The following is a 25,401-nucleotide window of genomic DNA, read 5'->3' as shown; positions in this document are numbered from 1 at the left end:
AAACTATGCAATACTTGGTTGAAAATATATATTTTATACAAATTCTTATCCAGAGAGGTGGAGGGACTGGCCCTGCGAAGCCTCAGCAACCCCTGATTATGTCAGGAAGGTGCTAATTCCAACAGAGTTGACGCTCTGGGAGATAAGAGGTCGTTTTGATAAGTAAAGGCCTCTTATAAAGAGGCCTTTTTTTGATGCTCTTTTATAATTTGAGCTTGGTTTAGATTAGAACGAAGAAAGAGGAGGAATGGCAAAATGGAAAACGGCGTTATACAGGTACCGGAAGCATATTCGAGGATATTACAGGAATCAGATGTGCTCGGCTTCGGGCAGTCATGTGATATAAAAACAGGATTTTTACTGAAGGGGCTGGCAGCCTCTAAATCTGGAGGAAGCTTTTTGGAGCTGGGAACAGGTACGGGAGCGTCTGCTTCATGGATCATGGATGGGATGGATGAAGGCAGTAAGCTTACGACCGTGGACATAGATCCGACAGTGCAATCGATCGCGAGAAAGTACCTCGCGAATGACAGCAGAATCACATTTTGCTGTGAGGACGGAGCAGCATTTATACAAAACCTGTCGGAGGGGTTCGATTTTATTTTTGCAGATACGTGGCCGGGGAAATTCGAGCTTCTTGACAAAACCCTGGATCATTTAAATATCGGCGGTTTTTATGTGATTCATGATGTGTTTCCGCAGCAGAAATTGCCTGAAGAATTTCGGATCAAAGCAACTAAACTTCTAAAAACTCTTCAGGACAGACCTGACCTGGACATAACTGAATTGGATTGGTCTAGTGGGCTGATTCTGGCTGTAAAAACAGCAGTGTGATAGACGAATTTATATATAGTGCAGAGGAAGAATCTCATGAATATAGTTGCTGCATGTTTGTCGCAAGCAATGAAAAGGGTTTAATAGATTCAAGGAGAGTGTTGGCATGCAAAGATTAGAGAATGATATTGTTCAATTAATTCCCATGGAACTTGAGCATGCTGAAGGAATTTATGAAGCGGCACAGGATCATCGTATATGGGAGCATATGTCTGTTGATTTAACTGATAAAAGCCGGGTCATTCAATATGTAAAAGATGCGATACAAAAACGTGAGCAGGGCACCGATTTTGCTTTTGTCATTGTCCATAAAAAAACAGGGAATATCGCCGGTGCTACTTGGTTTCTCGATATCTCAATCCCGCATAAACGGCTCGAAATCGGCTCAACATGGATAAACCCTCTTTATTGGCGCACGAATATTAATTCAAACTGTAAATATTTATTATTAACATACTGTTTTGAAGAACTGTCCGTGAATCGCGTACAAATTAAAACCGGACATGAAAACTTCCGTTCACAAAAAGCGATTGAAAGGACCGGTGCGGTAAAAGAAGGCATACTTCGAAATCATATGATACGAAAAGAAGGGACCATTCGCCATACTGTCCTTTATAGTGTTATAAAGGAAGATTGGAAAAAAGTAAAAAGACATTTCGAAGAAAACTTGCTTTTCTAGGTTTTATGGAACATTTATACTGAATAATAAAACTGCTGGAAGGGTGTAGATCGAAGTGAATAATGATTCTTTATTTACTGATAAAATCAAAAAGGCGCTTCAGAATACTCCCCCAGGGGAGTGGATTCCGGAGATTCCGGATGATTGTATACGCCTGCATTGCGGCTACCCGGCACCTGATCTCGTGCCGGTTGAAGAGGTAAAAGCAGCTGTTAACAGTCTATTAGAAGAAGAACAGGATTTGCCGCTCCATTATATAGGAAGCCCCAAGATTTTAAAACTAAAGGAACAGGTTTTAAAGAGATTGAAAGAGCGGGGGATATCTGTAGCGGAAAATGAGCTTTTGATAACTTCGGGTGCCTGTCAGGCAATCGATTTGATTGCCCGCATTCTCCTTGATGAGGAGACAATTATTGCAATAGAGTCCCCCACCTATATGGAGGCATTAGAGATTTTCCAAAATTACACAAAACATATAATTAGTATTCCTGTAGACAAGGACGGACTTCAAACAGAGGCATTGAAAGAGATTCTAGAGGAAAGAAAGCAAAAAGGGCTCGCTCAGCCGCGTTTTCTCTATACGATCCCAACGTTTCAAAATCCTACAGGGACGACGATGTCAGGAGAGCGCCGGCAGCATGTATTGGAGCTTGCAAACAAATATAATTTTCTATTAGTAGAGGATGATGCTTATGGGGAATTATCATTTAATAAAGGTCTCCCCACTCTAAAAGCAATGGATCAAAACTCCCGAGTTCTGCATGTCGGTTCGCTATCCAAGATTGTGGCCCCGGGTATGCGTATAGGATGGATAGCGGGAGCAAGTGACATGATCCATGCATGCGCCTGGTTTAAAAAAGATTTGAACCATCCGTTTGCTCAATCTGCCATGGCTGTTTATTTTGCAAACACGGATTTTAATAATAAACTAGAAACCTTGAGAGATACATACCGGTCCAAATGTGATGTTCTGACCTCCGCACTGGAACAGTATCTTCCTGAATCAGCTTCCTGGTATGTCCCTGAAGGCGGGTACTTCGTGTGGATGAAAATTCCCGGTGCCGATACATCGGAACTGCTGACACATGCCCTTGCAGAGGGGGTATCTTTTATTCCCGGCAAGTACTTTTTCATGGATCAGGCAGCTGGAACGGAATTTCTTCGCCTTTCCTTCAGTTATGCTGCTGAGAAGGAAATAACAGAGGGGATTCGCAGGCTGGGGAGAGTCGCAGAGGCCTATCTTTGAATGAAAATATTTTTATGGAACTTAAAAATGAAGAGGAATAAAGCAAACAAAGCCTAATTATCTTGGTATTGTAGGCCAGAAATTAGGCTTTGTTAAAAATGCCAGTCAATGATCGGTAAATTCAAAATTATAGTCTAACTTTAACTTCAGTACCGTCCTTTGCTTTGACATCTACTAGCACGATCCCCTTATAATTTGAAGGAGTGATTTTTCAATGCATTTTCGAAAAGCAATTGAAGAAGATTTACAAGCTATTGTCCGCTTGCTTGCCGATGATGAATTAGGAGCAAAGTGTGAGAGGTATGAAGAACCTCTGCCGGATTGTTATTATAAATCATTTAAGGCACTAGAAGTACAGTCGGGAAATCAGATCATTTTAGCTGTAGACGGTCAAGCGGTGATTGGCTGCCTTCAGTTAATGATCATTCCTGGTTTAGCACGACAAGGGATGAAACGTGCACAGATTGAAGGTGTGCGTGTTGATCAGCGCCACCGTGGTAACAGGGTAGGAGAAGCCTTGTTAAAAGAAGCGATTGCAATAGCGAAGTCTGAAGAGTGTGGCCTTGTCCAATTGACAACAGACAAGCAGCGTGATGATGCACATCGTTTTTATAATAGGCTGGGATTTCTGGCGAGTCATGAAGGGATGAAATTAATCTTTTAATTTGATAGGTTTATTTCGCTGGCGCCATTTTTGGACCAGCTAGAATACAAGTTTAATACTGAATAATAATAATGGAGGAATGCTGAATAATTTTTCGTTAAATGGAAATTATATAGTTGAATTCAAAAAGGAGGAATGATGTGGAAACAAGCATGAGTGTTGAAGAAGTATTGACCGGGATCTCTGAACTGTTGGAAAAAGAAGGGCAGCCGCCCCGAAAGAAGCAAGTAAAGAAATCAAATCCAGAGCTAATGAAAAATGCATTGTATTATTTTCCGAGCTGGGAAAATGCAGTAGAACAGTCTATAGGATCTTAACCTCAAAGAGTACATAACATATTTTTTTGAAATTGAGAGTCTTCGTAAGTGTTTGTCCAATTTAAAAAGGAAATACTGAAACCACAGAAGATGCCTGCCAGATGGAAAAGTGCAGGCATCTTCTGTGGTTTTATTAGAAGGGTAGGTATATGGGATTTTAAAATACCCTGTCGCCATTAAAAATTGAATTCTTTACAATTACATAATCAACATGACGGATGGCATCCAGCTTGTTGCCGCCTGCGTAAGAAATGGAGGACTGGAGATCCTGCTCCATTTCTTTCAGCGTATCTGCTAATAATCCTTTGTGCTCGACTAAAATTCTCTTGCCTTCAACATTTTTCTTTTCGCCTTTTTGAAATTCAGAGGCTGAGCCAAAGTATTCTTTATAGAGCTTTCCATCTTTCTCATTCTCAATGGTTTTTCCAGGTGACTCCTCATGTCCTGCAAACAAGGAACCAATCATCACCATTGTTGCACCAAATCGAATCGATTTGGCAATGTCACCATGGGTGCGAAGACCTCCATCTGCTATGATCGGTTTGCTTGCTGCCTTTGCACACCAGCGAAGTGCAGCTAATTGCCAGCCGCCCGTTCCAAATCCTGTCTTAATTTTTGTGATGCAAACCTTACCAGGTCCAATGCCAACTTTTGTGGCATCAGCACCAGCATTCTCTAATTCTCTGACTGCTTCCGGGGTTCCGACATTGCCAGCAATCACAAAGCTATGAGGAAGGTGTTTCTTAATATGCTGAATCATTTGGATAACAGCATTGGAATGGCCATGAGCTATATCAATGGTAATGTATTCCGGTGCCAGCTTTTCATCAGCTATTTGCTGTATAAACTCATACTCGCCTTCTTTGACGCCAACACTGATCGAAGAGTATAATCCACGTGCCTTCATATCGTTCATAAAAGAAATTCGCTTCTCTGGTTCGAATCGATGCATGATATAAAAATACCCGTTCTCTGCTAAGTATATGGCAATTTTCTCATCTACAATCGTCTGCATGTTGGCAGGCACCACAGGCAGTTTAAACGCACGATCCCCCAGGAATACCGTTGTATCACATTCAGATCGGCTATTGACGATACTTTTTGCGGGAATTAATTGAATATCTTCATAATCGAATACATTTTCCATTGTAATCCTCCTATTGAAAACAAAGCTGAATACGTACGGCCATTGCAATGATAGGTTTTTCAGTTTCCATCCATCTTATACAAGCTGGCAAGGAACCATCATTAAAAAAGAGCTTAGAAAATTCCTAAGCTCAATGGATAATAGGGGGTCGAATTGTGAGGGTTCGACCAATTTAATTTTAACAATTCTGTTTATTATTTCAACTTATTAAAGTGAAAACGTATAAAAGTGATAATGCATTAAAAACTTTCCCTCATTTTAGAAGTTCAACAAAAGGGCTATGAAAATATTTTTTCTTTAATCTTGCATTAAAGAAAAAAATTAGTTACGATATTAATCGTAATAATTACGATTTAAAAATTTATTTCAGCCATATCAAGGTGCACCTTTGTTAAGAGAAGAAACCGCTGAAAATTATCCGGAACTGGGAAAAACCTTAAATCTGCTAAACCGAAAAATAAGCGATGATGAAATTCGTGAAATGAACTATAAAGTCAATGTTGAGGGGGCGAGTCCTGAAGAAACAGCCAAAGAGTATTTAGAAGAAAGAGGGATTGCTTAAGTAAGAAATCAAAAAACTGGTCTTGTCCCTGTCAAGTAGACAACATAAAAAGCTAAGCAGTGAGCGCGTGTCGATATTCTATCGGCGCGCGTTTCTTTAGTTTCTCTTGTCTTCGTTTGTAATTGTAATGGTAGATGTAATCCTCAAGAGCTTGTTCTAGTTCTTCTCCTGAATTACACTTATTTATATACAGCTTCTCGGTTTTGAGATGTGAGAAGAACGATTCTACACAGGCATTGTCAAGGCGGTTTCCTTTTCGAGAGTGGCTGCCCTTGATGCCGTAATCCTCTAATCGGCTGCTGTATAGCTTTGACGTATACTGGAAGCCTTGATCTGAATGGAGAACGGCTTCAGCTACGTCTTTTTTTCTTTGTCCATTTTTCTACTGTATTTAAATATAAACGTGCCTGTCACCTCATTTTCTTTTTAGAAGATGAGGTGACAGGCCCTTTTTTGTGCCAAACAATGACCGAACTCCTTTTCCGTAAACAATTATTGAATACATAGTTATAGTTCTTATTGTTTATTATTTAAATATTTAGAATATTAAATTTATATTTAGAGGAACTAATTAATAATATGTTGAATAAATATCTTCATATATAAGCGCAATGTATTTGCGTAAAAAATTTAAGGAGGGATGTCATGGGGAGTTACATTTTTAAAAGGATAATCGCTGGTTTTGTCACGATGTTTTTCTTAACAACGATTACCTTCTTTTTAATGCATGCTGTTCCAGGAGGGCCTTTTAGTCCTTCAGAACAACGTAATGTTCCCAAAAGCGTTTTAGAAAAGGTTGAAGAAAAATACGGATTAAATGATCCGTTATACGTGCAGTACGGGAACTATTTAAAAAACTTAGTAAGGGGAGATTTTGGAATCTCCTTTAAGCAAGCAGATGTCAACGTTAACGATCTAATTAAACAAGGATTTCCCATCTCAGCAAAAGTAGGGATTATCGCCATTTTTGTTGCTCTCCTTATCGGTATTCCTTTAGGGATTATATCAGCTGTAAAGAGAGGGAAATGGGCAGATTGGCTATCAATGATTATTGCAACGATCGGAATTTCGATTCCCAACTTCGTTATCGCCGTACTTCTCCTTTTTCTGTTTTCAGTTGTTTTAAAGGTACTTCCTTCATTCGGATTATCCAGTTGGGAGCATTATATCTTGCCCGTAATCGGACTAGCCTTTTACCCGATTGCCTATATTGCTAGATTAATGCGGTCAAGTATGCTGGAGGTCATGCGCCAGGATTATATTCGGACGGCTAGAGCCAAGGGTGTACATGAGCTTAGTGTTATATGCAAGCATGCATTAAAGAATGCCATTATTCCAGTCGTTACCTATCTTGGTCCGCTTGTTGCCATTCTCTTAACAGGTAGCTTTGTCATCGAGAGGATATTTTCAATCCCTGGAATTGGCAGGGATTTTGTAACAGGTATAAGCGACCGTGATTATTCAGTTATATTGGGAATGACTGTTTTTTTTGGAGCTTTGATCATCATTTCGAATCTCATCGTAGATATTTTCTATGCTGTGATAGATCGACGTGTAAAAATCAACGAGTAGGTGAGGAAGTGAATCAATCTATAAGGGTTGGCCAAGAAGAACGCAGGTCTTATATCGATCATCATGTTGAAGATATTCCGGATGAATTATTTGAGAAACTTGATCATTCAATAAAGCTTGAAAATGAGAAAATCTCACGTCCCAGCAAATCATATTGGGAGGATGCATGGTCTCGGTTTAGAAAAGATCCGCTTGCCATGATGGGTTTAAGCATTGTTATCCTCATTACGCTGGCTGCTATTTTCGGTCCATTTTTATCTGAATATACATATGACGGCCAAAATATAGAAAACGGGAATCAAGGTCCATCGTCCGACCATTGGTTTGGTACAGATAAGTTTGGCCGGGACATTTTCGTCAGAACTTTATATGGAGCGAGAATCAGCTTAATCATTGGAATTGCAGCGGCTGCTATAAATATGGTTATTGGTGTGCTTTACGGAGGAATTTCAGGATATTTTGGCGGCAGAATAGACATGATTATGATGCGTATTGTGGACATGCTTATTGGGATACCGGATTTGTTATACATCATTTTAGTGATGATGTTCCTCGGCAACTCATTACAAAGTATTTTAATAGCTCTGTGTATTACATCCTGGATTGGGACGGCGAGAATTGTAAGGTCCCAGGTGATTACGTTAAAACACCAGGAATATGCCCTTGCTGCCCGATCAATTGGTTCATCAAAATTCAGGATATTATTTAAGCATCTTTTTCCTAATAGCATGGGGCCAATTATTGTTACAGTAACCTTTTTAGTTCCATCAGCCATTTTTTCAGAGGCCTTTCTCAGCTTCTTGGGAATAGGCATCCAGGTTCCGATTGCCAGCTGGGGTACTCTTGTCAACGATGCAATCCCAACCTTATTTACTGAACCATACCAAATGCTATTTCCAGCTTTAGCGATTAGTATAACCATGTTTTCACTCAACTTTATCGGCGATGGATTAAGAGATGCACTAGATCCGAGGCTTAAGAAATAGGCTATGTTAAAGCTAATTGTTGATATTTGTACCCTGTTGATTGGACCGGAATGAGCGAGACTCCAGCGGGAGGAGTGAGTTAAAGGGAGACCCCGCAGGCTTAGTGCTTGAGGTGGCTCCCGGACCGCCCGCGGTTCGCTGAGCTCCAGGAGCGGAGGTCAACAGAGCCAAGAATTAAAGGAGGTGCCAGTGTGAGATTACTTCAAGTGAATAATTTGAAAACTACTTTTCATATTGAGGCTGGCCATGTTCAGGCTGTCCGAGGGATCACTTTTCATATAAATAAAGGAGAATCTATTGGAATAGTAGGAGAGTCAGGGTCTGGAAAAAGTGTTTCCATGCTTTCGATCATGGGGCTTCTGCCCGACAATGCCAGTATCGAAGCGGATAGTTTGATCTTTGATGGGCTCGATTTGATGGATATAGATTATAAGAGAATGAGAAAGATGCAGGGAAACGATATCGGTATGATCTTTCAAGACCCGATGACGTCGCTAAATCCGCTTTTTACCATAGGACAGCAAATCATGGAGCCTATCCGTATCCACCAGAAGTTATCAAAAGCTGAAGCGAAGAAAAAAGCGATAGAAATTCTGAAACTGGTTGAAATACCTAGCCCTGAAAGTCGGTTGAATCAGTATCCTCATGAATTTTCAGGTGGAATGAGGCAAAGAGTTATGATAGCCATTGCCATCTCCTGCAATCCCAAGCTTTTAATTGCAGATGAGCCAACAACAGCATTAGACGTAACCATCCAGGCGCAGATACTTGACCTAATGAATGACTTGAAAAATAAACTTGATACCTCCATTGTCATGGTCACACATGATTTGGGTGTAGTCGCCAAAATGTGTACTCGAGTGATGGTTATGTATGGGGGGACGATCGTTGAGGAGGGTTCCATTAGGGAAGTTTTTTATAATCCGCAGCACCCCTATACTTGGGGACTGTTGCGCTCCATACCTAAAGTGTCTACAGGAGAGAAGAGAAAGCTGATTCCTATTCCAGGAAGTCCTCCTGATTTAATTGCCCCACCTAAAGGCTGCCCTTTTACAGCCAGGTGTGAGCATGCAATGAAAATTTGCGAGCAGCGTCCTGCTCAGCTTGTTCACTTAACTGAAACCCATCGTGCTTCATGCTGGCTCATGCATCCCAAGGCTCCGAAGGTACAAAGGGAGGTAAGCGTTTAATGGCAGTAGCTACCGAGAATTTGATTGAAGTGAGAAATCTTAGGAAGCATTTTGAAATAAAAAAGGGTTTTTTTGGAAGAAATAAGAGTGTGTTAAAAGCAGTTAATGATATTAGTTTCTCGATAAAAAAAGGACAAACCTTTGGTCTTGTTGGCGAATCAGGGTGCGGGAAAACAACTGCTGGCCGTACGCTATTAAAGCTTTATGAACCTACTTCAGGGGAGATTATCTTCGATGGTAATCAGATAGAAACTCTTAATCACAAAGAAATGCTTCATTTCCGGAAAAAGATGCAGATGATCTTTCAAGACCCTTACGCTTCTCTAGACCCAAGAATGACCATTGGAGAAATTATTGGAGATCCGCTGGATGTTCACCAAATATGCAAGGGGAAGGATCGGACAGATCGAATCAAGGAACTGATCGAATTGGTTGGTTTAAAACAAGATCACATTAATCGCTATCCACATGAGTTTTCAGGCGGGCAGCGTCAGAGAATAGGAATTGCAAGAGCGCTTGCAGTAGAGCCTGATTTTATTGTTTGTGATGAACCGATCTCGGCTCTTGATGTGTCGATTCAGGCTCAAGTAGTCAATATGCTGGAGGAGCTTCAGGGGAAATTTGGAATCACTTATTTATTCATATCCCATGACTTATCTATGGTAAGGCATTTATCTCACAAAATTGGTGTTATGTATTTGGGGTCGCTGGTGGAAGTTGCTGACGCAAATGAACTTTATACGAACATGAAACATCCATATACTCAGGCATTACTATCTGCTTCACTCATACCAGATCCTGATAAGGCACAGATTAGTGAAAGAATTCATTTGAAGGGAGATGTTCCGAACGCAATCGATCCGCCAAGCGGCTGTGCATTTCGAACACGATGCCCTTATGCCATTCAAGCATGCAGTGAAGAAAAACCGATACTTAAAGATATAGGAGGTGAGCATATGGTGGCATGTCATGTAGTTGTTTAAGAAATGCGGTATTACTAGTTTGTGAGTATAAGTTTTTTATACTAAATTCATATATAAATTGAGGGGGAAGAAAATGAAAAAAAGAATTTGGCTTACGCTCATGCTTTCATTCATTATTTTAGTTATTGCCGCTTGCAGTTCAGAAAAAAGTAATAGCGAAAATACCAAAGATGAAAAAAAGATTACTTATGCGCTGCCGGATGAACCAGAAACATTGGATCCCACGCTGAACACGTATTCCCGCTCCTCCATCGTTATGCAGAACCTTTTTAGAGGTCTCTATACGATTGATGCGAGTGGCTTGCCAGTACCTGCCCTGGCAGAAGATACACAAGTTGACGAAACAGGAACGAAGTATACATTCAAGATTAATAAAGATGCAAAATGGAGCGATGGCAAGCCTGTTACTGCTCAGGACTTTGAATATTCCTGGAAAAGGGTTTTAGACCCAGAGGTAGCATCAGGTGCAGCTTTTGACTTGTATTACTTAAAAAACGGACTTGCTTATAACGAAGGGAAAGCAAAAGCAGATGAGGTAGGGGTAAAAGCGATTGATGATCAAACCCTTGAAGTCACATTAGAGAATCCTACCACCTATTTCTTGAACTTGCTATGTACAACGTCTTATTACCCAGTAAGAAAAGATGTCGTTGAAGGGAAGGAAGTTTGGACAAAGTCACCAGAAACGTATTTATCAACAGGTCCATTTACTCTTTCTGAAATCAAGCCAAAAGAAAAGTATGTATTGAAGAAAAATCCAAACTACCTAAACGCAGATAAAGTGAAGATCGATACGCTTGAGATTGTATTCATTGAAGCGCCGGAAGCAGAGCTTGCAGCATATATGAATAATGAAATTGACGTATCAGACAATATTAGCCCGGAAGCGATGGCTAAATACAAGGATACTTCAGAGTATATTGCATCTCCTCGTATAGGAACCTATTATTTTGATATCAATACTACGAAAGAGCCTTTTGATGATCCACGAGTGAGAAAAGCATTTGGAATAGCGATGAATCGTGAACAAATTGTAAAAAATATTATGCAATCAACAGAGAAGCCAGCCTTCGGTTTTGTACCTTATGGAATGCCGCATGGTGTGGAAACGGATAAGGAATACCGTGATGTCGCAGGAAACATGTTTAAAGAAGATATAGAAGAAGCCAAGAAACTGCTTGCAGATGCTGGATACCCTAACGGTAAAGGAATGCCTGAAATTGATTTTCTAACAATGGCCAGCCAAACGGATAAAGATATTGCCCAGGCAATCCAAAGCATGTGGAAAGAGAATCTCGGCGTGGAAGTTAATATTAGAACACTGGAATCCAAGCTCTATTGGGATGAACTGGAAGCTGGGAACTTCAGCATTGCAAGAGATGGCTGGACAGGAGACTACTTAGACCCGATGACGAACTTAACCTTATTTGAATCGATCAATACGGCGGATGACACTCGATGGGTAAACAAAGAGTATGATGCATTAATGAAGGAGAATAGGGAGATTTTAGATCAAGGAAAGCGTATGGAAAACTATGCGCGTGCAGAACAAATCCTAATGGATGAAATGTCCGTGATCCCTCTCTATTTCTATGAAGATTCTTATCTTGTAAAACCAAAAGTAAAAGGTGTAATTAAGAATTATATAGGACATACAATCTTTGAGTATGCCAGTGTAGAATAATCATTTTTATATAAAGCTGTTTTCCTAAAGTTTGTTGTTTTTCGGTCAGCTAACTAGGGTTAACTGACCTGAGTTGATTGTAGCGGAGGGCACTCGACTCCTCAAAATACATCCGCATTTTCTTCCTATGGTGTTTATTCCAGGTGTTTTTCCAATGTCCTGCGGGAGGAGAGGGAAGTGGGAGGCTCTCTCCTCGGAAAGCAAGTGCACGTAGTGGAAATCAACGGGCAGAATTTATAAGAAAAACCAAATTTATGAGACAAGAGCCTAAAGTATAAAGGATCTAGGTATAACTTCGCCTAGACCTTTTTTATAAATAATAGGATATTTTACTTAAGAGAGCAGTAAATTTACTTTGATGAAAAACAGGAGGATTGTATGAAGTTATTTATAAGTGCCGATCTAGAAGGAGTAGCAGGGATTGTAAACTGGCAAGAGACGAATACAGAAAGTCCTTTCAGTAAATATTTTTGTGAACAAATGACACAGGAAGTAAATGCTGCATGTGAGGCAGCATTTGAAGCAGGTGCAAGCGACATATTTATCAAAGACGCACATGATTCTGCAAGAAATTTGAACCCGTCCAAGCTGCCAGAAAAGATAAAGATATTGAGAGGGTGGGCAACTAATCCATATGTCATGATGGCTGGTTTAGACGAAACGTATGATGGGGTCTTCTTTATTGGCTACCATTCTGCAGGAGGAACGAATGGGAATCCGCTAGCTCATACGATGAATACGAGAAATGAATCTATTAAAATTAATGGGGAAATTGCAAGTGAGTTTTTGATAAATGCGTACACTTCAGCCATGTTTAAGGTTCCAATTCTATTCATTTCTGGAGACAAAATGATCTGTCAAGAAGCGCAGAAACTAAATCCCAACATCATGATTTTGGCAGTCAGCGAGGGATTGGAAATGCGTCCATTTCCATCCATCCGCAACTCGCGTTAAAAGAGATTAAGCAAAAGGTTCGTGAAGTTGTGGCGGATGATCTTTCGAAATATTTAATCCAACTTCCAGATGAGTTCAAAGTAGAGATCGCCTTCAGAGAGCACTTCCATGCATATCGGGGATCATTCTATCCAGGGGCCAGTCAATCAGGACCTAAAACAGTTGAATTTAGTTCCAGTGGATTTATGGATGTATTGAAATTTTTATTTTTTGTTCTATAAAAGGGAGTTTGGCAGGTGTACAGGAGATATGGGCTAAACCCCTGCTTATAATGTTCAAATCATCTCAAAATTTCAATCAATAAGAGGTGCTATATGAAACCAATTATAGGTGTTACTTCAAGTTTAGAAGCCCATCGTCTTTCAGTTTCATTGGATAATATTAATTCTTTGGTGAATGCCGGAGCTGTACCTACTGTTGTGCCGAATCTGCTGGATGAAGAAAATATTATGCAATTGGCGGAAACGCTGGATGGCCTGCTAGTTACGGGAGGAGGGGACATAGACCCAACCTTATTTGGGGAAGAGCCCCATCAAAAACTTGGGAGTATCTGTCCGGAAAGAGACATTTTTGAAATAAGCATCATTCAAAAAATGCTTGCCCTTGATAAGCCGATTTTAGCCATATGCAGAGGGTGTCAAATCCTTAGTATTGCTGCTGGAGGAGATATGTATCAGGACATCTATTCGCAGATCGGAGGAAATATCTTGCAGCATTCCCAAAAAGCACCTAACTGGCACGCTTCCCATTTTGTGAATGTAAATAAAGATTCGCTGCTATACAAAATTACTCAAACGGAGAAATTTAAAGTGAACAGCTATCATCACCAGGCTGTGAGAAAAATGCCGGAAAACTTCGAGGTTTGTGCCACCTCAAGTGATGGCGTAATAGAAGCGTATGAGAGTAAGAAACACCCCTTCGTATTAGGTGTCCAATGGCATCCGGAATGTTTGGCCCAGAAAAAAGATGGCCTTTCATACGCTATTTTCGAGGCATTTGCTGAAGCTTGTAAAGATAAATAAGGATGTTTAACTTTCGGAAAAATGCGATTTGCATCCCTTTTCCAGGTGTTAAAAGATCCTCTCAAAACATACATTTTTCATATAAATGCCGTTTTGGGGTGATTGGAAAATGCCAGTTGAAATGCAGAAAGCAATTTTGCTGGCTGAAAACATAAAAGGTTTTATCTCATTTATCAATAAAAATCTTGATCATAATATTTTCTATATGGATCAGGACAAATTGCATCAAATCAAACTGATTGCAGAGGATTATAAGTTTCATATTCTGGCAGATGAGCTAATCAGAATCAATCGCTTTGTATGGGATCCAAAGTATACTCATTATTTAGTCGATCGATGCATAAAAGGGCTTCGGATTATTGATGAATTTACAGAACGGAACTATAATAGCTTATTCATGTTAACGGGAAGGCTATATACATTAAAAAATCTTAGCTTGTCATGCATTTAATCCATAAAAATGCTCCCCATTTTACCCATGGGGCAGCTTTTTTATGTTTACGAAATCATCCCACTTCGAAACATCTCCGCAAGCGCCTGTGTCCGGTATTGCGCGCCAAGTTTCTTAATACCTGATTCCGTTTATGTCAGGTTTGAAAGGGATATCTGAGAAGGTGTTTGCCGGCAGGCTAAATATTCAATTAAACGCAGATGAAAAACAAGGTCATAATCCGATAGGAAAAGAAGAAACCCTCGATTATATTAACTCAATCATAAAATAAACGGAAGTCAAAAGGGGCTTCCGTTCATATTTGCTTTTAGTGATATAACACTTTCTGGATACCTGAGCAAAATAGCATACAAACAAGTGAGTGTTTTGTTGGAGTAATAATAAGTAACAAAAAAGTGGGGTATATTATCTCGTATCGGTCTTAGAAAAATATAATAGTTTAATCAGCAAGCTCATTTAATTTGCGTTAAAACATCCCATTCTCATTAGGCGATTCCTCTGGTATAGGCTGTCCTACATCCCAAAGTTCAGCAATCTTGCCGTCTTGAAACCGAAAGATATGTACAACTGCTCCACCGAGGTCCTCGGGGTTTTGCTTCACATGGGAATGAACGGCAACGGTTTCATTTTCTTGGATTGCAAGTTTGACTTCAAGTATTTTGCTGGGATTTTGCCCTGCATTCTCTTCCATCGCGAGCATGAGTGAATCGGCATCACCACGGAAATAGGGATTATGGTGGGAAAAATCTGGGCTGATGTAACGCTGGTAGGCTTCACGGACTTGGCCTGATGCTACGAGCTGAAGAAAAGAAACAGCTTTATCTTTCATTGATAGGTTTGACGTCGATTGTTGCTCTGTGCTCATTTGAATCATCCTCTCATCTCATTAATGAATTTAATTGAAGTATAAGTTATAGATAAACTAATGACAATATGTTGCGATAAGGAGAATCTTGGTTAGTTAACTTATTATAATTTAGAGTGAGCACTTTATTAATTTGTGATATATTTTAGAAAAAAGTTACAAAGGAGGCAGTTAGCTTGAGTATCCATTTTGAAGTGAAAAGATCCATTCAGGTATCTGTACAAAATGCCTACAAAGCTTTAATTGATCTTGATTCGGCAAAGAACTGGATGAATGGCCTAGTTGGAATAGAGCGGGAGGATAGCGGGCCATTAAAAGTGGGGAGTGAATGGAAAGAGACAAGGAAAATGTTTGGAAAAGAAGCTGCTGAACATTTTGAAGTTGTCGAACTCGATGAGCCCAATAAAATTGTGCTGCGCTGTGATGGAACCAAAGGTACAACAGGCAAAGGAGAATTTTTATTTACATACATAATCGCTTCAGAAGGTGATGCTTCAGTAGTTACTTTACTTGGTGAGATTAAGGGACTCACAGGCTTTTCAAAATTGTTTGGAAAGATGATGGCTGGAGCCTTTAAGAAAGCCTGTGCAAAAGATTTGGATGCTTTAATAAACTATTTAGAAAAGTGAAAGTATTAAGGAGCAGAATGTTATGTCAATCATTGATAAATTAAAGCTTAACAAATATAATAATTTGGCTGTTCTTAACCAGCCAAGTGACTATGCTGTATTTAATGAATGCAAAACTACTTTATCAGGTGAACATGATGCAATCTTCATCTTTGTAGAAACAATTGATGAAATGGTGATTTATACACGAAAAATAATTAATGAAGAACACCTGCTTGAAAAAGGATATTTATTTTTCGCTTATCCTAAAAAAGGGAATAAACGGTATGATACATACGTTCATAGGGATGATATTTTTCCGGCAATGAAAGTGGGAGAAGATGGGTATGTGGAAAATAGCGAAGTGAAATTCTCGAGAATGGTAAGTATGGATGATGTCTTTACGGTTGTTGGGTTGAAGCGCGAAAAGAAAAAAGAGAAAAAGTCATCGGCTCCTAGTCAATGTGTGGCTGATTATCAGGACAATGTAAAAGATGTTGAAAAACTATTAGCGGATTATCCAGGTGAATTGAAATTTTATCAGGATTTGACACCGGGTTACCAAAAAGATTGGGCTCGCTACATCTTTTCAGTTAAGCAGCAGAAAACCCGTGAGAAACGAGAATCGCAAATGGTCGATATTTTATCACAAGGTTATAAATCTGTTGATTTGTTTAGACAAAAGAAGAAGTAAAAAAGGTTCCTGCCCCAGGTTACTTTCATAATTAGGGGCAGGAACCTTTTTTAGAAACTAAGTGTATTTAACTCATCAAGAAATGCATCTAATTCTTCTTCAGATAAAAACTTATAAGCATATCCATAGGAAATTGGTTCATTTCCTGTATGTTCCCGTTTAGGGAATTCCCGCAGGACTGTACTATGACGCATTCCAGTGGATTTTTCCTCCAGTTTCTTATTGCCTTCAACGGTTTTTGGATTTAAAACAATCGTAATTTCTTTATTTGGAAGCAGATAAATGACTTCGCCGTTTCCAACATGTTTAAATTCAACACCCTTAGATGTTTCCTTCATCGTTTTGAATTTGTTTAACCCAAATGTATTATGTATGTTTCCCAAGGGATCATTCACCTCCATTTAATAATGCCATCTCATATTATAAGCCAATATGTCTATTCTGTACTATAGAAACCTAAGCATTAGAAAAAGGAGGTTGATATTCCTCCTTTTTCTCAAGCATCATATCCTGAAAAACACTTACCCTTTTTGGATAGTAGTTTGATATTGTTTGCTGCTGCCCTCAGTCTGAACCAGCATATGCCCATTTTTTCACACCATGAAGCAATATCTTTCGCAAAATTGCAATCAGTGGTGGTGATCTGAAGATATTCACCTGGCTGAAGGATCTTTATATTTTTATGAACCTCCATAATAGGTCCTGGACAGGTTAACCCGGATGCATCAATGGAGATGGTCGGATGAATGCGCTCCTTTTGATCTGGATTGATGCCTCTCCTTTTCTGGTGATGAACAGCTGAATATGTTTTCCAGCCCCCATCCAGGTTTTTCACATCATAGCCATTCTCTTTGAGAATACGGGAAGCTAAATAGCCCCTTAACCCAACCTGACATGAAACATAAACCGGTTTGTCCTTAGGGATTTCATTCAGGCGATCCCGTATTTCACTCAGCGGAATGTTAATAGAACCTTCAATATAGCCCATTTCCCTTTCGATTGAGTCCCGAACGTCGATCAGGAGACCACCATTTTCAACGATTTCATCGATTTCATTCCACTGGACGGTAACCGTGTCGCCATTAATAATGTTTTCCGCCACATATCCTGCCATATTGACTGGATCCTTTGCAGATGAAAATGGCGGAGCATAGGAAAGCTCAATTTCAGTCATATCAAACACAGTCAAATTGCCTTTAATGGCAGTGGAAATTACATCTATTCGTTTGTCTGCTCCATCTTCTCCAACTGCCTGTGCACCATAGATCTTTCCTGTATCGGGACTAAAGAGCAGCTTTAAACTGATTGGAGCTGCTCCAGGATAATACCCTGCATGTGAGCTTGGATGAATATGCACAGCCTGATAGATAATGCCCAGCTGTGACAGCTGTTTTTCATTGATGCCTGTGGATGCGACGTTTAAATCAAATACTTTGGCAATGGATGTACCGAGCGTTCCTTTATATTTTTCCTGCTTCCCGTAAATATTATTGGCTGCAATTCTTCCCTGGCGGTTAGCCGGGCCTGCTAAAGGAATCATGGCTGCATTTCCATTGATAAAATCCCTCACTTCAATGGCATCGCCAATGGCATAAATATCTGGATCTTCCGTTTGCAGGTACTCGTTTACAAGAATTCCCCCGCGCTGTCCTACATCCAGCCCTGCCAAGAGGGCCAGCTTATTTTCAGGTTTTACCCCTATGGATACAATCGTCATGTCCGTGCAAAGCTCTGTCCCGCTTCCCAGTTCAATGGTTTTCCCATTCTCCTTAAACGCCTTGACTCCATCCTCTAATATCAAATCGACGCCTTTGTCAATGAGGTGGGAATGAACAATAGAGGCCATTTCATAATCGATAGGGGCCATCACCTGCTTGCCTAATTCCACCACCGTTACGTGAATCCCGAGCTCTGCCAAATTCTCTGCCATTTCAAGCCCGATAAATCCTCCTCCAATCACAACAGCCCTTTTCGGATGCCGCTCGTCAACAAATGCCTTTATTTTATCTGTATCCGGAATATTCCTGAGTGTGAAAACATTTTGCGCATCTGATAGTCCTTCAATAGGCGGCACGATTGGTTTTGCTCCCGGTGATAAAAGTAGTGTGTCGTATGATTCCTCATATATTTCACCGGTTCGGAGGTTTTTGACTTCCACTGTTTTTTGTTCACGGCTAATTCCGATAACTTCCGAAAGATTGCGGATATCCAGATTGAATTTTTTGCTCATACCTTCTGGCGTTTGCACTAGAAGCTTATTTCGGTCCTTAATGGTTTCTCCGATATAATAGGGAAGACCGCAATTGGCGAACGAGATATGTTCACCACGTTCAAACATGACGATCGTTGACTTTTCATCTAATCTTCTTAATCGTGCAGCAGCAGTAGCACCGCCGGCAACTCCGCCTACAATGACAATTTTTTTTGACATAATAAATTCCTCCTGACTATTTTTAAAATATGCTTAAACTGGTTTATTCCGTTTAAATCGCGTAAGTATTCACTCCTTCACAAGTGCAGTCAGCCCCTTTAATGCTGTTGTTTTAAAGTATGTTGTTTATATTTATATACTATATGGGGTATATGTAATTGTGCAATAAAATCCTTGTTTATTGTTGTGTGACAATATTGTGGCGTACACAGAATAGACAAAAAAGCAAAACTATAAAATGATAGATTCGGCCTGTATATTTATTATAATTTAGTATAAGGAAAGGCGTTTGGTATTTTTTTACTATTGATTCGACATTTTATTCAATATAAAAATAATTCGTATTATTCATTCAAACACCAGTCTCCTATTCTATAATTTAGAGTATCTAAATAATAGGAGGTCAAAATATGAAAATAAAGCTGCTTGCACCTGTATTGCTGTCATCTGCGTTACTTGCAGGTTCCATTCCTGTAAATGTTCTTGCTCAGCCGGCAGATTCTGCGAAAATTCAGCCTGTACATGCTTCCAAGGAGTGGAATGAGAAATCAAGTGTTCCATTATTTGTAAAAGAGAGATTTGCAGAGAAATTTTCTTCCAGCACTCCGGCAAATGCATTAAATTATTTAAAGAAGCATCAGGATCTAACAGGTATTAAAAGTCCCGATAAAAACCTGAAAGTGAAAAATATTCAAAAAGATGAGCTTGGAATGACCCACGTCAGGTTTAGTCAGGCAGTCAATGGTGTGACAGTGGAAGGATCCGAAGTAATTGTCCATTATAATGAAAATAATGAAGTAATATCCGTGAATGGAAGAGTAAATCAGGCAATTGCCGATGAAGCAGTGGACACGGCGGTGTCATTAAAACATGATGCTGCAGTAAAAACAGCTCTAACCGCTGTCGGTGCTCCAAAAGATCTTACATATGAGCCAACTTCTGAACTTGTTATCTACCCGTTTGAAGGGAAAAATCATACAGCCTATAAAGTAAATGTAAACTTTATGGGAGGTGAACCTGGAAACTGGTTTGTGTTTGTAGACGCCAAATCGGGTGAAGTCATTGATCAATACAATGGAATCCTGCATGTTGAAGAAAATAAAACCCAGAAAGGATTCGGAAAAGGCGTAAATGGAGATCATAGGGAGCTTCATATTACCCGAACGAAAGTAGGGGCCTCCGGGACAAAGTTTGGCTTAGCAGATTACTCTCATGAGAACTTGGATGGTATTTTTACTTTTGATTCTAAAAATGATTGGGATTCAAATAATGATGCCCTGTATGTCGGTAATTCGGCTGCATTTATAGGGGATTATGACCGTGCTGCAGTAGATGCGCATTATAATTCTGAGAGAGTATATGAGTATTTCCTTAATGAGCATGACCGCAATTCTCTCGACGGGGAAGGAATGGCAATCAATTCATATGTTCACATGGGTACAGATTATAACAATGCATTCTGGAACGGCCGTTATATGGCTTATGGTGATGGGGATGGCGAGTTTTTCATTTCATTATCGGCTGGACTTGATGTTGCTGCCCATGAAATGACCCATGGTGTAATCTCTCATACTGCCAACCTTGCATACCGGAATCAATCCGGAGCTTTGAACGAATCCTTCGCTGATGTTTTTGGAGTGCTGGTTGACGATGAAGACTGGGAAATGGGCGAGGACATTATGGCACCAGCTGCAAAAGCTGATGGTGTTACGAGATTGCGCAGCTTAAGCGACCCAAACAGTGTTGTCGTAAGTAATCCGCAAAGAGCAGCATATGGCAGCGGTGTCTATCCGGCTCATATGGATGAATTTTACGACATGCCTCTAAATGTCGATAATGGAGGTGTTCATGTGAACTCCTCTATTACCAACCATGCCGCCTACCTGATCGGGCAGGAAATTGGCAGGGAGAAGCTTGGGAAAATTTATTATCGTGCTTTAACTGTTTATTTGACCTCTAATTCTGATTTCAGTGATGCACGCCAGGCGATTATTCAGTCTGCCATTGACCTATACGGGGAAGGAAGCCCAGAAGAAACGGCAACTGCTGCTGGATTTGATGCAGTTGGAATTTATTAGACTGATAGATTAATAAAAAGAAATAGCACCTGACCCTAAGTAAATGTTCAAGGGGGGAAGGTGCTTTTTTTCGATTGAGGACAATAAACTAATGAAATTTTTGAAAAATCATAAAAATATCTTTCTTCTATATTCATTCATATGTCATACTATAGATAAAGAACATATTATTTTTTTAGGTGGAGTCTGTCACGAAGGGGCCATTATGCCCTTTTGGGGGAGGCTTTTTTATTTGCCTAAGAGCAAGAAAAGAAGAAGGTGCTGTCTATGAATGGTATCAAATTTTAATCAGAAAGGAATGACTTATATTTGGCTGTACTATTGCCTAAAATTAAAGAAGTTTTGTTTGCAGTTCTCCCCATTACCGCTCTCGTAATCATATTAAATTTCACTATTACTCAATTAGACTCTTTCCTAATCATACGTTTTGTGATTGGGGCCATTTTAATCATTATTGGATTATCTGTTTTCCTGCTTGGCGTGGATATTGGAATTACCCCCATTGGACAGATGATGGGTGCTGGAATGGCAAAAACAAATAAAATTTGGATTGTTATTGCTGCTGGCCTCGTTCTTGGCTTTATTATCTCAATAGCCGAACCGGATCTGCACATTCTTGCAGGGCAAATTGAACTGGTCACATCAGGCCTAATTTCAAAGGGCTATATTGTAGTAATCGTCTCTATCGGGATTGCTGCTTTGCTTTCCGCCGGCCTGGTAAGAATTGTGTATAACCTTCCATTGTATAAATTATTAACGATCCTGTATCTTATCATCTTCATTCTTGCCATTTTCACATCACCGGAGTTCCTGGCTATTTCTTTTGATGCTTCTGGGGCAACCACCGGAGCTTTGACGGTTCCGTTTATTCTGGCTTTAGCACTTGGTGTGTCCTCACTGAAAAAGGATAGCCAAGCATCTGAGCAGGATAGCTTTGGATTAGTAGCCGTTGCCTCTACAGGCGCGATTATTTCAGTCATGATCATGAGTATCTTATCGAAAGCGGATAAAATTTCCGGCAGTCTTGAACATCATGATCCTTCTGCAGATATTCTTGGACCATTTTTATATAAAACACCCATACTTGCAGGTGAAGTATTTCTGGCCCTGCTGCCGATTTTACTGATTTTTTTGCTGCTTCAGAAGCTGATTTTTAAAATCTCCAAAAAAGCAGTTCACAAAATACTGAAGGGAATTGTTTTTACTTTTTTGGGACTTGTCCTCTTTTTAGCAGGGGTTAATGCGGGTTTTATGGATGTCGGTACGGCAGTGGGACATAGCATAGCCTCTTTAGACAGTAAAGCATATATTATTATTATAGGTTTTATATTGGGCTTCGTGACCATTCTGGCAGAACCGGCTGTTCATGTGCTGACACATCAAATAGAAGATGTTACAAGCGGATATGTTAAAAGGAAGGTCGTCATGATATCTCTTTCAATAGGTGTTGGCGCTGCTGTTGCTTTATCCGTGTTAAGAATCATTATTCCTGAGCTGCAGCTATGGCACTATCTTTTACCGGGCTACGCCATTGCCATTGCGATGACCTACTTTGTTCCAAAGCTATTTGTTGGGATTGCCTTTGATTCAGGCGGGGTGGCATCTGGCCCGATGACAGCTACTTTTATTTTAGCATTTATGCAGGGCGCTGCAGAATCAATAGAAGGGGCCAATGTATTAATAGATGGATTTGGCATGATCGCAATGGTTGCACTGACTCCGCTGATTGCCCTGCAGGTATTAGGCTTTATCTTTAAACTAAAATCAAAAAAAGGAGGCTTTGAAAAGGATGCACAGTCACTCTGATTTTGCCGGATTTGAATTAGTCTATGTGATTGTTGACTTTGGATCAGGAAGTAAAGTCCTGCAAACTGCCAAGGCAAATGGTATTTCAGGAGGAACCGTTCTCCTGGGAAAAGGGACTATCCAAAACCGCCTCCTGGAATTCTTATCCTTGACTGATGTGAAAAAGGAAATTGTCCTGATGGTGGCGGATAAGCACACTGCGTATTATGCTCTCCAGCAGCTTGACAGGAAATTCAAATTCAGCAAACCAAACCACGGTATCGCTTTTGCCATTTCTGTTTGTAATGTAATCGGAGCAAGCCGCTGCAGAAGCGGAAATAGTGAGCAGGGAAGAGGTGCAGAAAAAATGATGTATCATGCCATTACGGTGGTTGTAGAAAAAGGGAGTGCAGAGCATGTAATTGATGCGGCAGCCGAAGCAGGCTCTAAAGGTGGTACGGTCATTAATGCGAGAGGATCGGGTATTCATGAAACCAGCAAGCTATTTTCAATGGCCATTGAACCAGAGAAGGAAATCGTGCTGATTCTGTCAGAGGAAGAAAGTACAGAAAAAATTGTTGCCTCGATAAGAAAAAAACTTAAAATTGATGAGCCGGGCAATGGGATCATATTTGTGCAGGAAGTCAGCAAAACATACGGTATATACAAGTGAATGGCAGCCCAATTTGATGGATGAAACAGAAGTGAATGGAAAAGGGGGCAGCAAAATTTGAATATCTTTTTTGCAGTCACAGTTTTAATCTACACCATGCTTCTTATTTTCACGTATGGCTTTGCCATTTTAACCAATTTTCAGGAAGATAAAGGGGAGGAAATCTTTAATAGGGCTTTTAATAACGCCTATGTGATTCTTCTCTTTGGTCTTCTCATTATTTACACCCTTATCCAGCATCCGCATGTACCCATGGATTCAGATAAAACCTCTTATCTCTTGCTTGTAAGTAAATTTATCTCTCTTCTTACGCTAGGAGGCAGCCTTTTTATATTTAGCAGGAAAAATGCTGTCATTAAGTGATTGTGAGAGGCAGGTGGTTGGATTTCAGCAAAATTACATAAAAAAAGACTTCTCAGTCAAAAGGTTTTAAAAAAGGAGCCGCCCCGCAGGGGCTGGCTCCTTCATTTCGTTATTAGGCACTCATCTTAACAACTTTTCCTTCCTTGCGCTCCTTCGCATATTCAGCCGTAGCAGTAAATAGAACATCTGAGGAAGAGTTAAGGGCTGTCTCACATGAATCCTGTAAAACGCCAATAATGAATCCTACTCCGACAACCTGCATGGCTATGTCATCCGGAATTCCGAATAAGCTGGCTGCTAAAGGAATGAGGAGAAGGGATCCGCCTGCAACACCTGAAGCACCTGCCGCAGAAACAGCAGCTAACACGCTAAGGATTAGAGCTGTTCCAAAATCCACTTGAATACCTAATGTGTGAACCGCTGAAAGAGTCAGAACAGAAATTGTAACAGCTGCACCAGCCATATTAACCGTTGCGCCTAATGGGATGGATACGGAATACGTATCTTCATCCAGCCCAAGTTTTTCGCATAAGCTCATATTTACAGGAATATTTGCTGCTGAGCTGCGTGTGAAGAACGCTGTAATTCCGCTTTCTCGTAAGCATCTAAAAACAAGCGGATATGGATTTCTGCGAATATTTAAAAATACGATAATCGGATTCACAACCAGAGCGATAAAGAACATGCAGCCCAGGAGGATGAACAGTAACTTGCCGTAATCCATCAGTGCAGAAAGACCATTGCTGACAATCGCATCAAACACAAGACCCATAATTCCAAATGGGGCGAAGCTAATTACCCATTTTACCAGAGTCGAGATGGCATCCGAGAAATTTGCGAGCATGTTTTTTGTAGTGTCAGCTGCTTTTCTTAAGGCAATGCCAAGAAGGATTGCCCAAGTCAGAATGCCAATATAATTGCCGTTGATCAGTGCATTGACCGGGTTGTCCACAACATTAGTCAGCAGGGTTGTAAGAACTTCTGCTATCCCTCCTGGAGGTGTCACATCCTCAGCTCCCGGAGCAAGTGAAAGGGTAACAGGAAAAATAAAGCTTGCTACAACGGCGACAAGTCCGGCTAAAAAGGTGCTTACACCATAAAGAGCTATAATGGACTTCATATTTGTCTGCTGTCCGCTTCTATGTCTGGAAATGGCATGCATGACCAGGAAAAAAACCAGTACCGGTGCAACTGCTTTTAATGCACCTACAAATAAAGTACCGAAGATAGAGACCCATCCCGCTGCTTTCGGAATAGTCAAAGCGAGAGTGATACCTGCGATGATGCCCAGCACAATTCTTTTTACCAGGCTTATTTGGTTCCACTTGCTGATTGCGTTTTTCATTTGATTCCCTCCGAATTGATTATTATATAAAAGAGAATAATGGCTTATCACTGTTATCCGACAGTGATATTTGTTAGTTTAACACAAATATTATAAATTGTGCGATAAATTATTATATTGAAATACCTGTTAATCGACTATTAAATAGATAGGTTGCTGTTAATTATGGTTTTAGTGGTTTAAATATGAGGAATGATAATAAATAATTCAATACTTTTTTGGCTTGTGGAATAAGAGTCCTTATATAACTGCAATCTAAAAATATACA

Annotated in this window: 24 protein-coding genes, 2 pseudogenes and 1 riboswitch; of the genes and pseudogenes, 20 read left to right on the top strand and 6 right to left on the bottom strand. The window is 40.1% G+C overall.

Going from position 1 to position 25,401, the window contains the following annotated elements:
- Window positions 1-42 precede the first annotated feature (42 nt).
- Window positions 43-149, top strand: a riboswitch (SAM riboswitch).
- A gap of 106 nt (window positions 150-255) precedes the next feature.
- The 5 genes from LLY41_RS14250 (at window position 256) to LLY41_RS14230 (ending at window position 3,740) form a co-directional block, all read left to right on the top strand.
- Window positions 256-834, top strand: coding sequence for an O-methyltransferase (locus tag LLY41_RS14250; protein WP_304585692.1), 579 nt, complete (start codon window positions 256-258; stop codon window positions 832-834).
- A gap of 106 nt (window positions 835-940) precedes the next feature.
- Window positions 941-1,513: a GNAT family N-acetyltransferase gene (locus LLY41_RS14245; RefSeq protein WP_304585691.1), complete on the top strand. Its 573-nt coding sequence runs from the start codon at window positions 941-943 to the stop codon at window positions 1,511-1,513.
- A gap of 55 nt (window positions 1,514-1,568) precedes the next feature.
- The gene (locus tag LLY41_RS14240) at window positions 1,569-2,759 is read left to right on the top strand and encodes an aminotransferase-like domain-containing protein (RefSeq protein WP_304585690.1); all 1,191 of its coding nucleotides are present in this window, start codon (window positions 1,569-1,571) and stop codon (window positions 2,757-2,759) included.
- A 214-nt stretch (window positions 2,760-2,973) separates the two neighbouring features.
- Window positions 2,974-3,423: a GNAT family N-acetyltransferase gene (locus LLY41_RS14235; RefSeq protein ID WP_304585689.1), complete on the top strand. Its 450-nt coding sequence runs from the start codon at window positions 2,974-2,976 to the stop codon at window positions 3,421-3,423.
- A gap of 140 nt (window positions 3,424-3,563) precedes the next feature.
- Entirely contained in the window at window positions 3,564-3,740 is a 177-nt protein-coding gene (locus LLY41_RS14230; RefSeq protein ID WP_019381986.1) for a hypothetical protein, read from the top strand.
- Window positions 3,741-3,897: 157 nt separating this feature from the next.
- Here LLY41_RS14230 and guaC read toward each other — a convergent pair whose 3' ends face one another.
- Window positions 3,898-4,887: a GMP reductase gene (gene guaC / locus LLY41_RS14225; RefSeq protein ID WP_304585688.1), complete on the bottom strand. Its 990-nt coding sequence runs from the start codon at window positions 4,885-4,887 to the stop codon at window positions 3,898-3,900.
- Window positions 4,888-5,242: 355 nt separating this feature from the next.
- Between guaC and LLY41_RS14220 the strand changes: the two are divergent.
- A pseudogene (locus LLY41_RS14220) lies at window positions 5,243-5,449 on the top strand (glycine betaine ABC transporter substrate-binding protein); the annotation flags it as partial.
- A 52-nt stretch (window positions 5,450-5,501) separates the two neighbouring features.
- Here the strand turns inward: LLY41_RS14220 and LLY41_RS22505 are convergent.
- On the bottom strand, window positions 5,502-5,726 hold the full coding sequence (locus LLY41_RS22505) for an IS3 family transposase (RefSeq protein ID WP_370460341.1): 225 nt from the start codon (window positions 5,724-5,726) through the stop codon (window positions 5,502-5,504).
- A 368-nt stretch (window positions 5,727-6,094) separates the two neighbouring features.
- On the opposite strand from LLY41_RS22505, the gene LLY41_RS14215 reads away from it, so the two are divergent.
- The 8 genes and pseudogenes from LLY41_RS14215 (at window position 6,095) to LLY41_RS14175 (ending at window position 14,291) form a co-directional block, all read left to right on the top strand.
- On the top strand, window positions 6,095-7,021 hold the full coding sequence (locus LLY41_RS14215; RefSeq protein ID WP_095242475.1) for an ABC transporter permease: 927 nt from the start codon (window positions 6,095-6,097) through the stop codon (window positions 7,019-7,021).
- A gap of 74 nt (window positions 7,022-7,095) precedes the next feature.
- Complete coding sequence (locus LLY41_RS14210) at window positions 7,096-8,007, top strand: ABC transporter permease (protein WP_304588042.1); 912 nt, start codon at window positions 7,096-7,098, stop codon at window positions 8,005-8,007.
- Window positions 8,008-8,198: 191 nt separating this feature from the next.
- Entirely contained in the window at window positions 8,199-9,197 is a 999-nt protein-coding gene (locus tag LLY41_RS14205; protein WP_095242476.1) for an ABC transporter ATP-binding protein, read from the top strand.
- A complete protein-coding gene (locus LLY41_RS14200; protein ID WP_095242477.1) occupies window positions 9,197-10,180 on the top strand; it encodes an ABC transporter ATP-binding protein in 984 nt (327 codons plus the stop codon). Before LLY41_RS14205 ends, LLY41_RS14200 begins: the two co-directional genes overlap by 1 nt.
- 73 nt (window positions 10,181-10,253) lie before the next feature.
- Complete coding sequence (locus LLY41_RS14195) at window positions 10,254-11,864, top strand: peptide ABC transporter substrate-binding protein (RefSeq protein WP_304585687.1); 1,611 nt, start codon at window positions 10,254-10,256, stop codon at window positions 11,862-11,864.
- A gap of 378 nt (window positions 11,865-12,242) precedes the next feature.
- Window positions 12,243-13,039 (top strand): annotated as a pseudogene (locus tag LLY41_RS14190) (M55 family metallopeptidase).
- Window positions 13,040-13,132: 93 nt separating this feature from the next.
- A complete protein-coding gene (locus LLY41_RS14180; RefSeq protein ID WP_095242480.1) occupies window positions 13,133-13,840 on the top strand; it encodes a gamma-glutamyl-gamma-aminobutyrate hydrolase family protein in 708 nt (235 codons plus the stop codon).
- 109 nt (window positions 13,841-13,949) lie between these two features.
- Window positions 13,950-14,291: a hypothetical protein gene (locus LLY41_RS14175; RefSeq protein ID WP_095242481.1), complete on the top strand. Its 342-nt coding sequence runs from the start codon at window positions 13,950-13,952 to the stop codon at window positions 14,289-14,291.
- Window positions 14,292-14,757: 466 nt separating this feature from the next.
- On the opposite strand, the gene LLY41_RS14170 is transcribed toward LLY41_RS14175, so the two are convergent.
- Window positions 14,758-15,156, bottom strand: a complete 399-nt coding sequence (locus LLY41_RS14170; RefSeq protein ID WP_095242482.1) for a nuclear transport factor 2 family protein — start codon at window positions 15,154-15,156, stop codon at window positions 14,758-14,760.
- Between the two features lie 176 nt (window positions 15,157-15,332).
- On the opposite strand from LLY41_RS14170, the gene LLY41_RS14165 reads away from it, so the two are divergent.
- Together LLY41_RS14165 and LLY41_RS14160 are read left to right on the top strand one after the other, a co-directional pair.
- On the top strand, window positions 15,333-15,785 hold the full coding sequence (locus tag LLY41_RS14165; RefSeq protein ID WP_304585685.1) for an SRPBCC family protein: 453 nt from the start codon (window positions 15,333-15,335) through the stop codon (window positions 15,783-15,785).
- A gap of 22 nt (window positions 15,786-15,807) precedes the next feature.
- A complete protein-coding gene (locus tag LLY41_RS14160; protein ID WP_095242484.1) occupies window positions 15,808-16,458 on the top strand; it encodes a YdeI/OmpD-associated family protein in 651 nt (216 codons plus the stop codon).
- 50 nt (window positions 16,459-16,508) lie between these two features.
- Here the strand turns inward: LLY41_RS14160 and LLY41_RS14155 are convergent, their stop codons facing one another.
- Window positions 16,509-16,841, bottom strand: a complete 333-nt coding sequence (locus LLY41_RS14155) for a hypothetical protein (RefSeq protein WP_304585684.1) — start codon at window positions 16,839-16,841, stop codon at window positions 16,509-16,511.
- Between the two features lie 113 nt (window positions 16,842-16,954).
- On the bottom strand, window positions 16,955-18,889 hold the full coding sequence (locus tag LLY41_RS14150) for a CoA-disulfide reductase (protein WP_304585683.1): 1,935 nt from the start codon (window positions 18,887-18,889) through the stop codon (window positions 16,955-16,957).
- 410 nt (window positions 18,890-19,299) lie between these two features.
- Between LLY41_RS14150 and LLY41_RS14145 the strand changes: the two genes are divergently transcribed.
- The 4 genes from LLY41_RS14145 to LLY41_RS14130 all read left to right on the top strand — a co-directional run bounded on the left by LLY41_RS14145 (window position 19,300) and on the right by LLY41_RS14130 (window position 23,788).
- Window positions 19,300-20,967 (top strand): M4 family metallopeptidase, encoded by a 1,668-nt coding sequence (locus LLY41_RS14145; RefSeq protein ID WP_095242487.1) that lies wholly within the window; start codon window positions 19,300-19,302, stop codon window positions 20,965-20,967.
- Between the two features lie 309 nt (window positions 20,968-21,276).
- Window positions 21,277-22,773 (top strand): DUF1538 domain-containing protein, encoded by a 1,497-nt coding sequence (locus LLY41_RS14140; protein ID WP_304585682.1) that lies wholly within the window; start codon window positions 21,277-21,279, stop codon window positions 22,771-22,773.
- Window positions 22,757-23,425, top strand: coding sequence for a P-II family nitrogen regulator (locus tag LLY41_RS14135; RefSeq protein WP_304585681.1), 669 nt, complete (start codon window positions 22,757-22,759; stop codon window positions 23,423-23,425). Before LLY41_RS14140 ends, LLY41_RS14135 begins: the two co-directional genes overlap by 17 nt.
- A gap of 57 nt (window positions 23,426-23,482) precedes the next feature.
- Window positions 23,483-23,788 (top strand): hypothetical protein, encoded by a 306-nt coding sequence (locus tag LLY41_RS14130; RefSeq protein WP_095242491.1) that lies wholly within the window; start codon window positions 23,483-23,485, stop codon window positions 23,786-23,788.
- 112 nt (window positions 23,789-23,900) lie between these two features.
- Here LLY41_RS14130 and sstT read toward each other — a convergent pair whose 3' ends face one another.
- Window positions 23,901-25,133, bottom strand: a complete 1,233-nt coding sequence (gene sstT, locus LLY41_RS14125; RefSeq protein ID WP_095242492.1) for a serine/threonine transporter SstT — start codon at window positions 25,131-25,133, stop codon at window positions 23,901-23,903.
- Window positions 25,134-25,401 lie beyond the last annotated feature (268 nt).

It is taken from the genome of Cytobacillus firmus, from assembly GCF_023612095.1.
In the GTDB taxonomy this organism is placed as follows: Bacteria; Bacillota; Bacilli; order Bacillales; family Cytobacillaceae; genus Cytobacillus.
The sequence above is the reverse complement of the archived record's forward strand: the minus strand, read 5'-3'. Positions and strand labels throughout refer to the sequence as shown.

Bases quoted from the DNA above. Each gene is read 5' to 3' on its own strand.
- LLY41_RS14250 (WP_304585692.1), top strand. From the start codon at position 256: ATGGAAAACGGCGTTATACAGGTACCGGAAGCATATTCGAGGATATTA.
- LLY41_RS14245 (WP_304585691.1), top strand. From the start codon at position 941: ATGCAAAGATTAGAGAATGATATTGTTCAATTAATTCCCATGGAACTT.
- LLY41_RS14235 (WP_304585689.1), top strand. From the start codon at position 2,974: ATGCATTTTCGAAAAGCAATTGAAGAAGATTTACAAGCTATTGTCCGC.
- guaC (WP_304585688.1), bottom strand. From the start codon at position 4,887: ATGGAAAATGTATTCGATTATGAAGATATTCAATTAATTCCCGCAAAA.
- LLY41_RS14215 (WP_095242475.1), top strand. From the start codon at position 6,095: ATGGGGAGTTACATTTTTAAAAGGATAATCGCTGGTTTTGTCACGATG.
- LLY41_RS14200 (WP_095242477.1), top strand. From the start codon at position 9,197: ATGGCAGTAGCTACCGAGAATTTGATTGAAGTGAGAAATCTTAGGAAG.
- LLY41_RS14195 (WP_304585687.1), top strand. From the start codon at position 10,254: ATGAAAAAAAGAATTTGGCTTACGCTCATGCTTTCATTCATTATTTTA.
- LLY41_RS14180 (WP_095242480.1), top strand. From the start codon at position 13,133: ATGAAACCAATTATAGGTGTTACTTCAAGTTTAGAAGCCCATCGTCTT.
- LLY41_RS14175 (WP_095242481.1), top strand. From the start codon at position 13,950: ATGCCAGTTGAAATGCAGAAAGCAATTTTGCTGGCTGAAAACATAAAA.
- LLY41_RS14170 (WP_095242482.1), bottom strand. From the start codon at position 15,156: ATGAGCACAGAGCAACAATCGACGTCAAACCTATCAATGAAAGATAAA.
- LLY41_RS14160 (WP_095242484.1), top strand. From the start codon at position 15,808: ATGTCAATCATTGATAAATTAAAGCTTAACAAATATAATAATTTGGCT.
- LLY41_RS14150 (WP_304585683.1), bottom strand. From the start codon at position 18,889: ATGTCAAAAAAAATTGTCATTGTAGGCGGAGTTGCCGGCGGTGCTACT.
- LLY41_RS14145 (WP_095242487.1), top strand. From the start codon at position 19,300: ATGAAAATAAAGCTGCTTGCACCTGTATTGCTGTCATCTGCGTTACTT.
- LLY41_RS14135 (WP_304585681.1), top strand. From the start codon at position 22,757: ATGCACAGTCACTCTGATTTTGCCGGATTTGAATTAGTCTATGTGATT.
- sstT (WP_095242492.1), bottom strand. From the start codon at position 25,133: ATGAAAAACGCAATCAGCAAGTGGAACCAAATAAGCCTGGTAAAAAGA.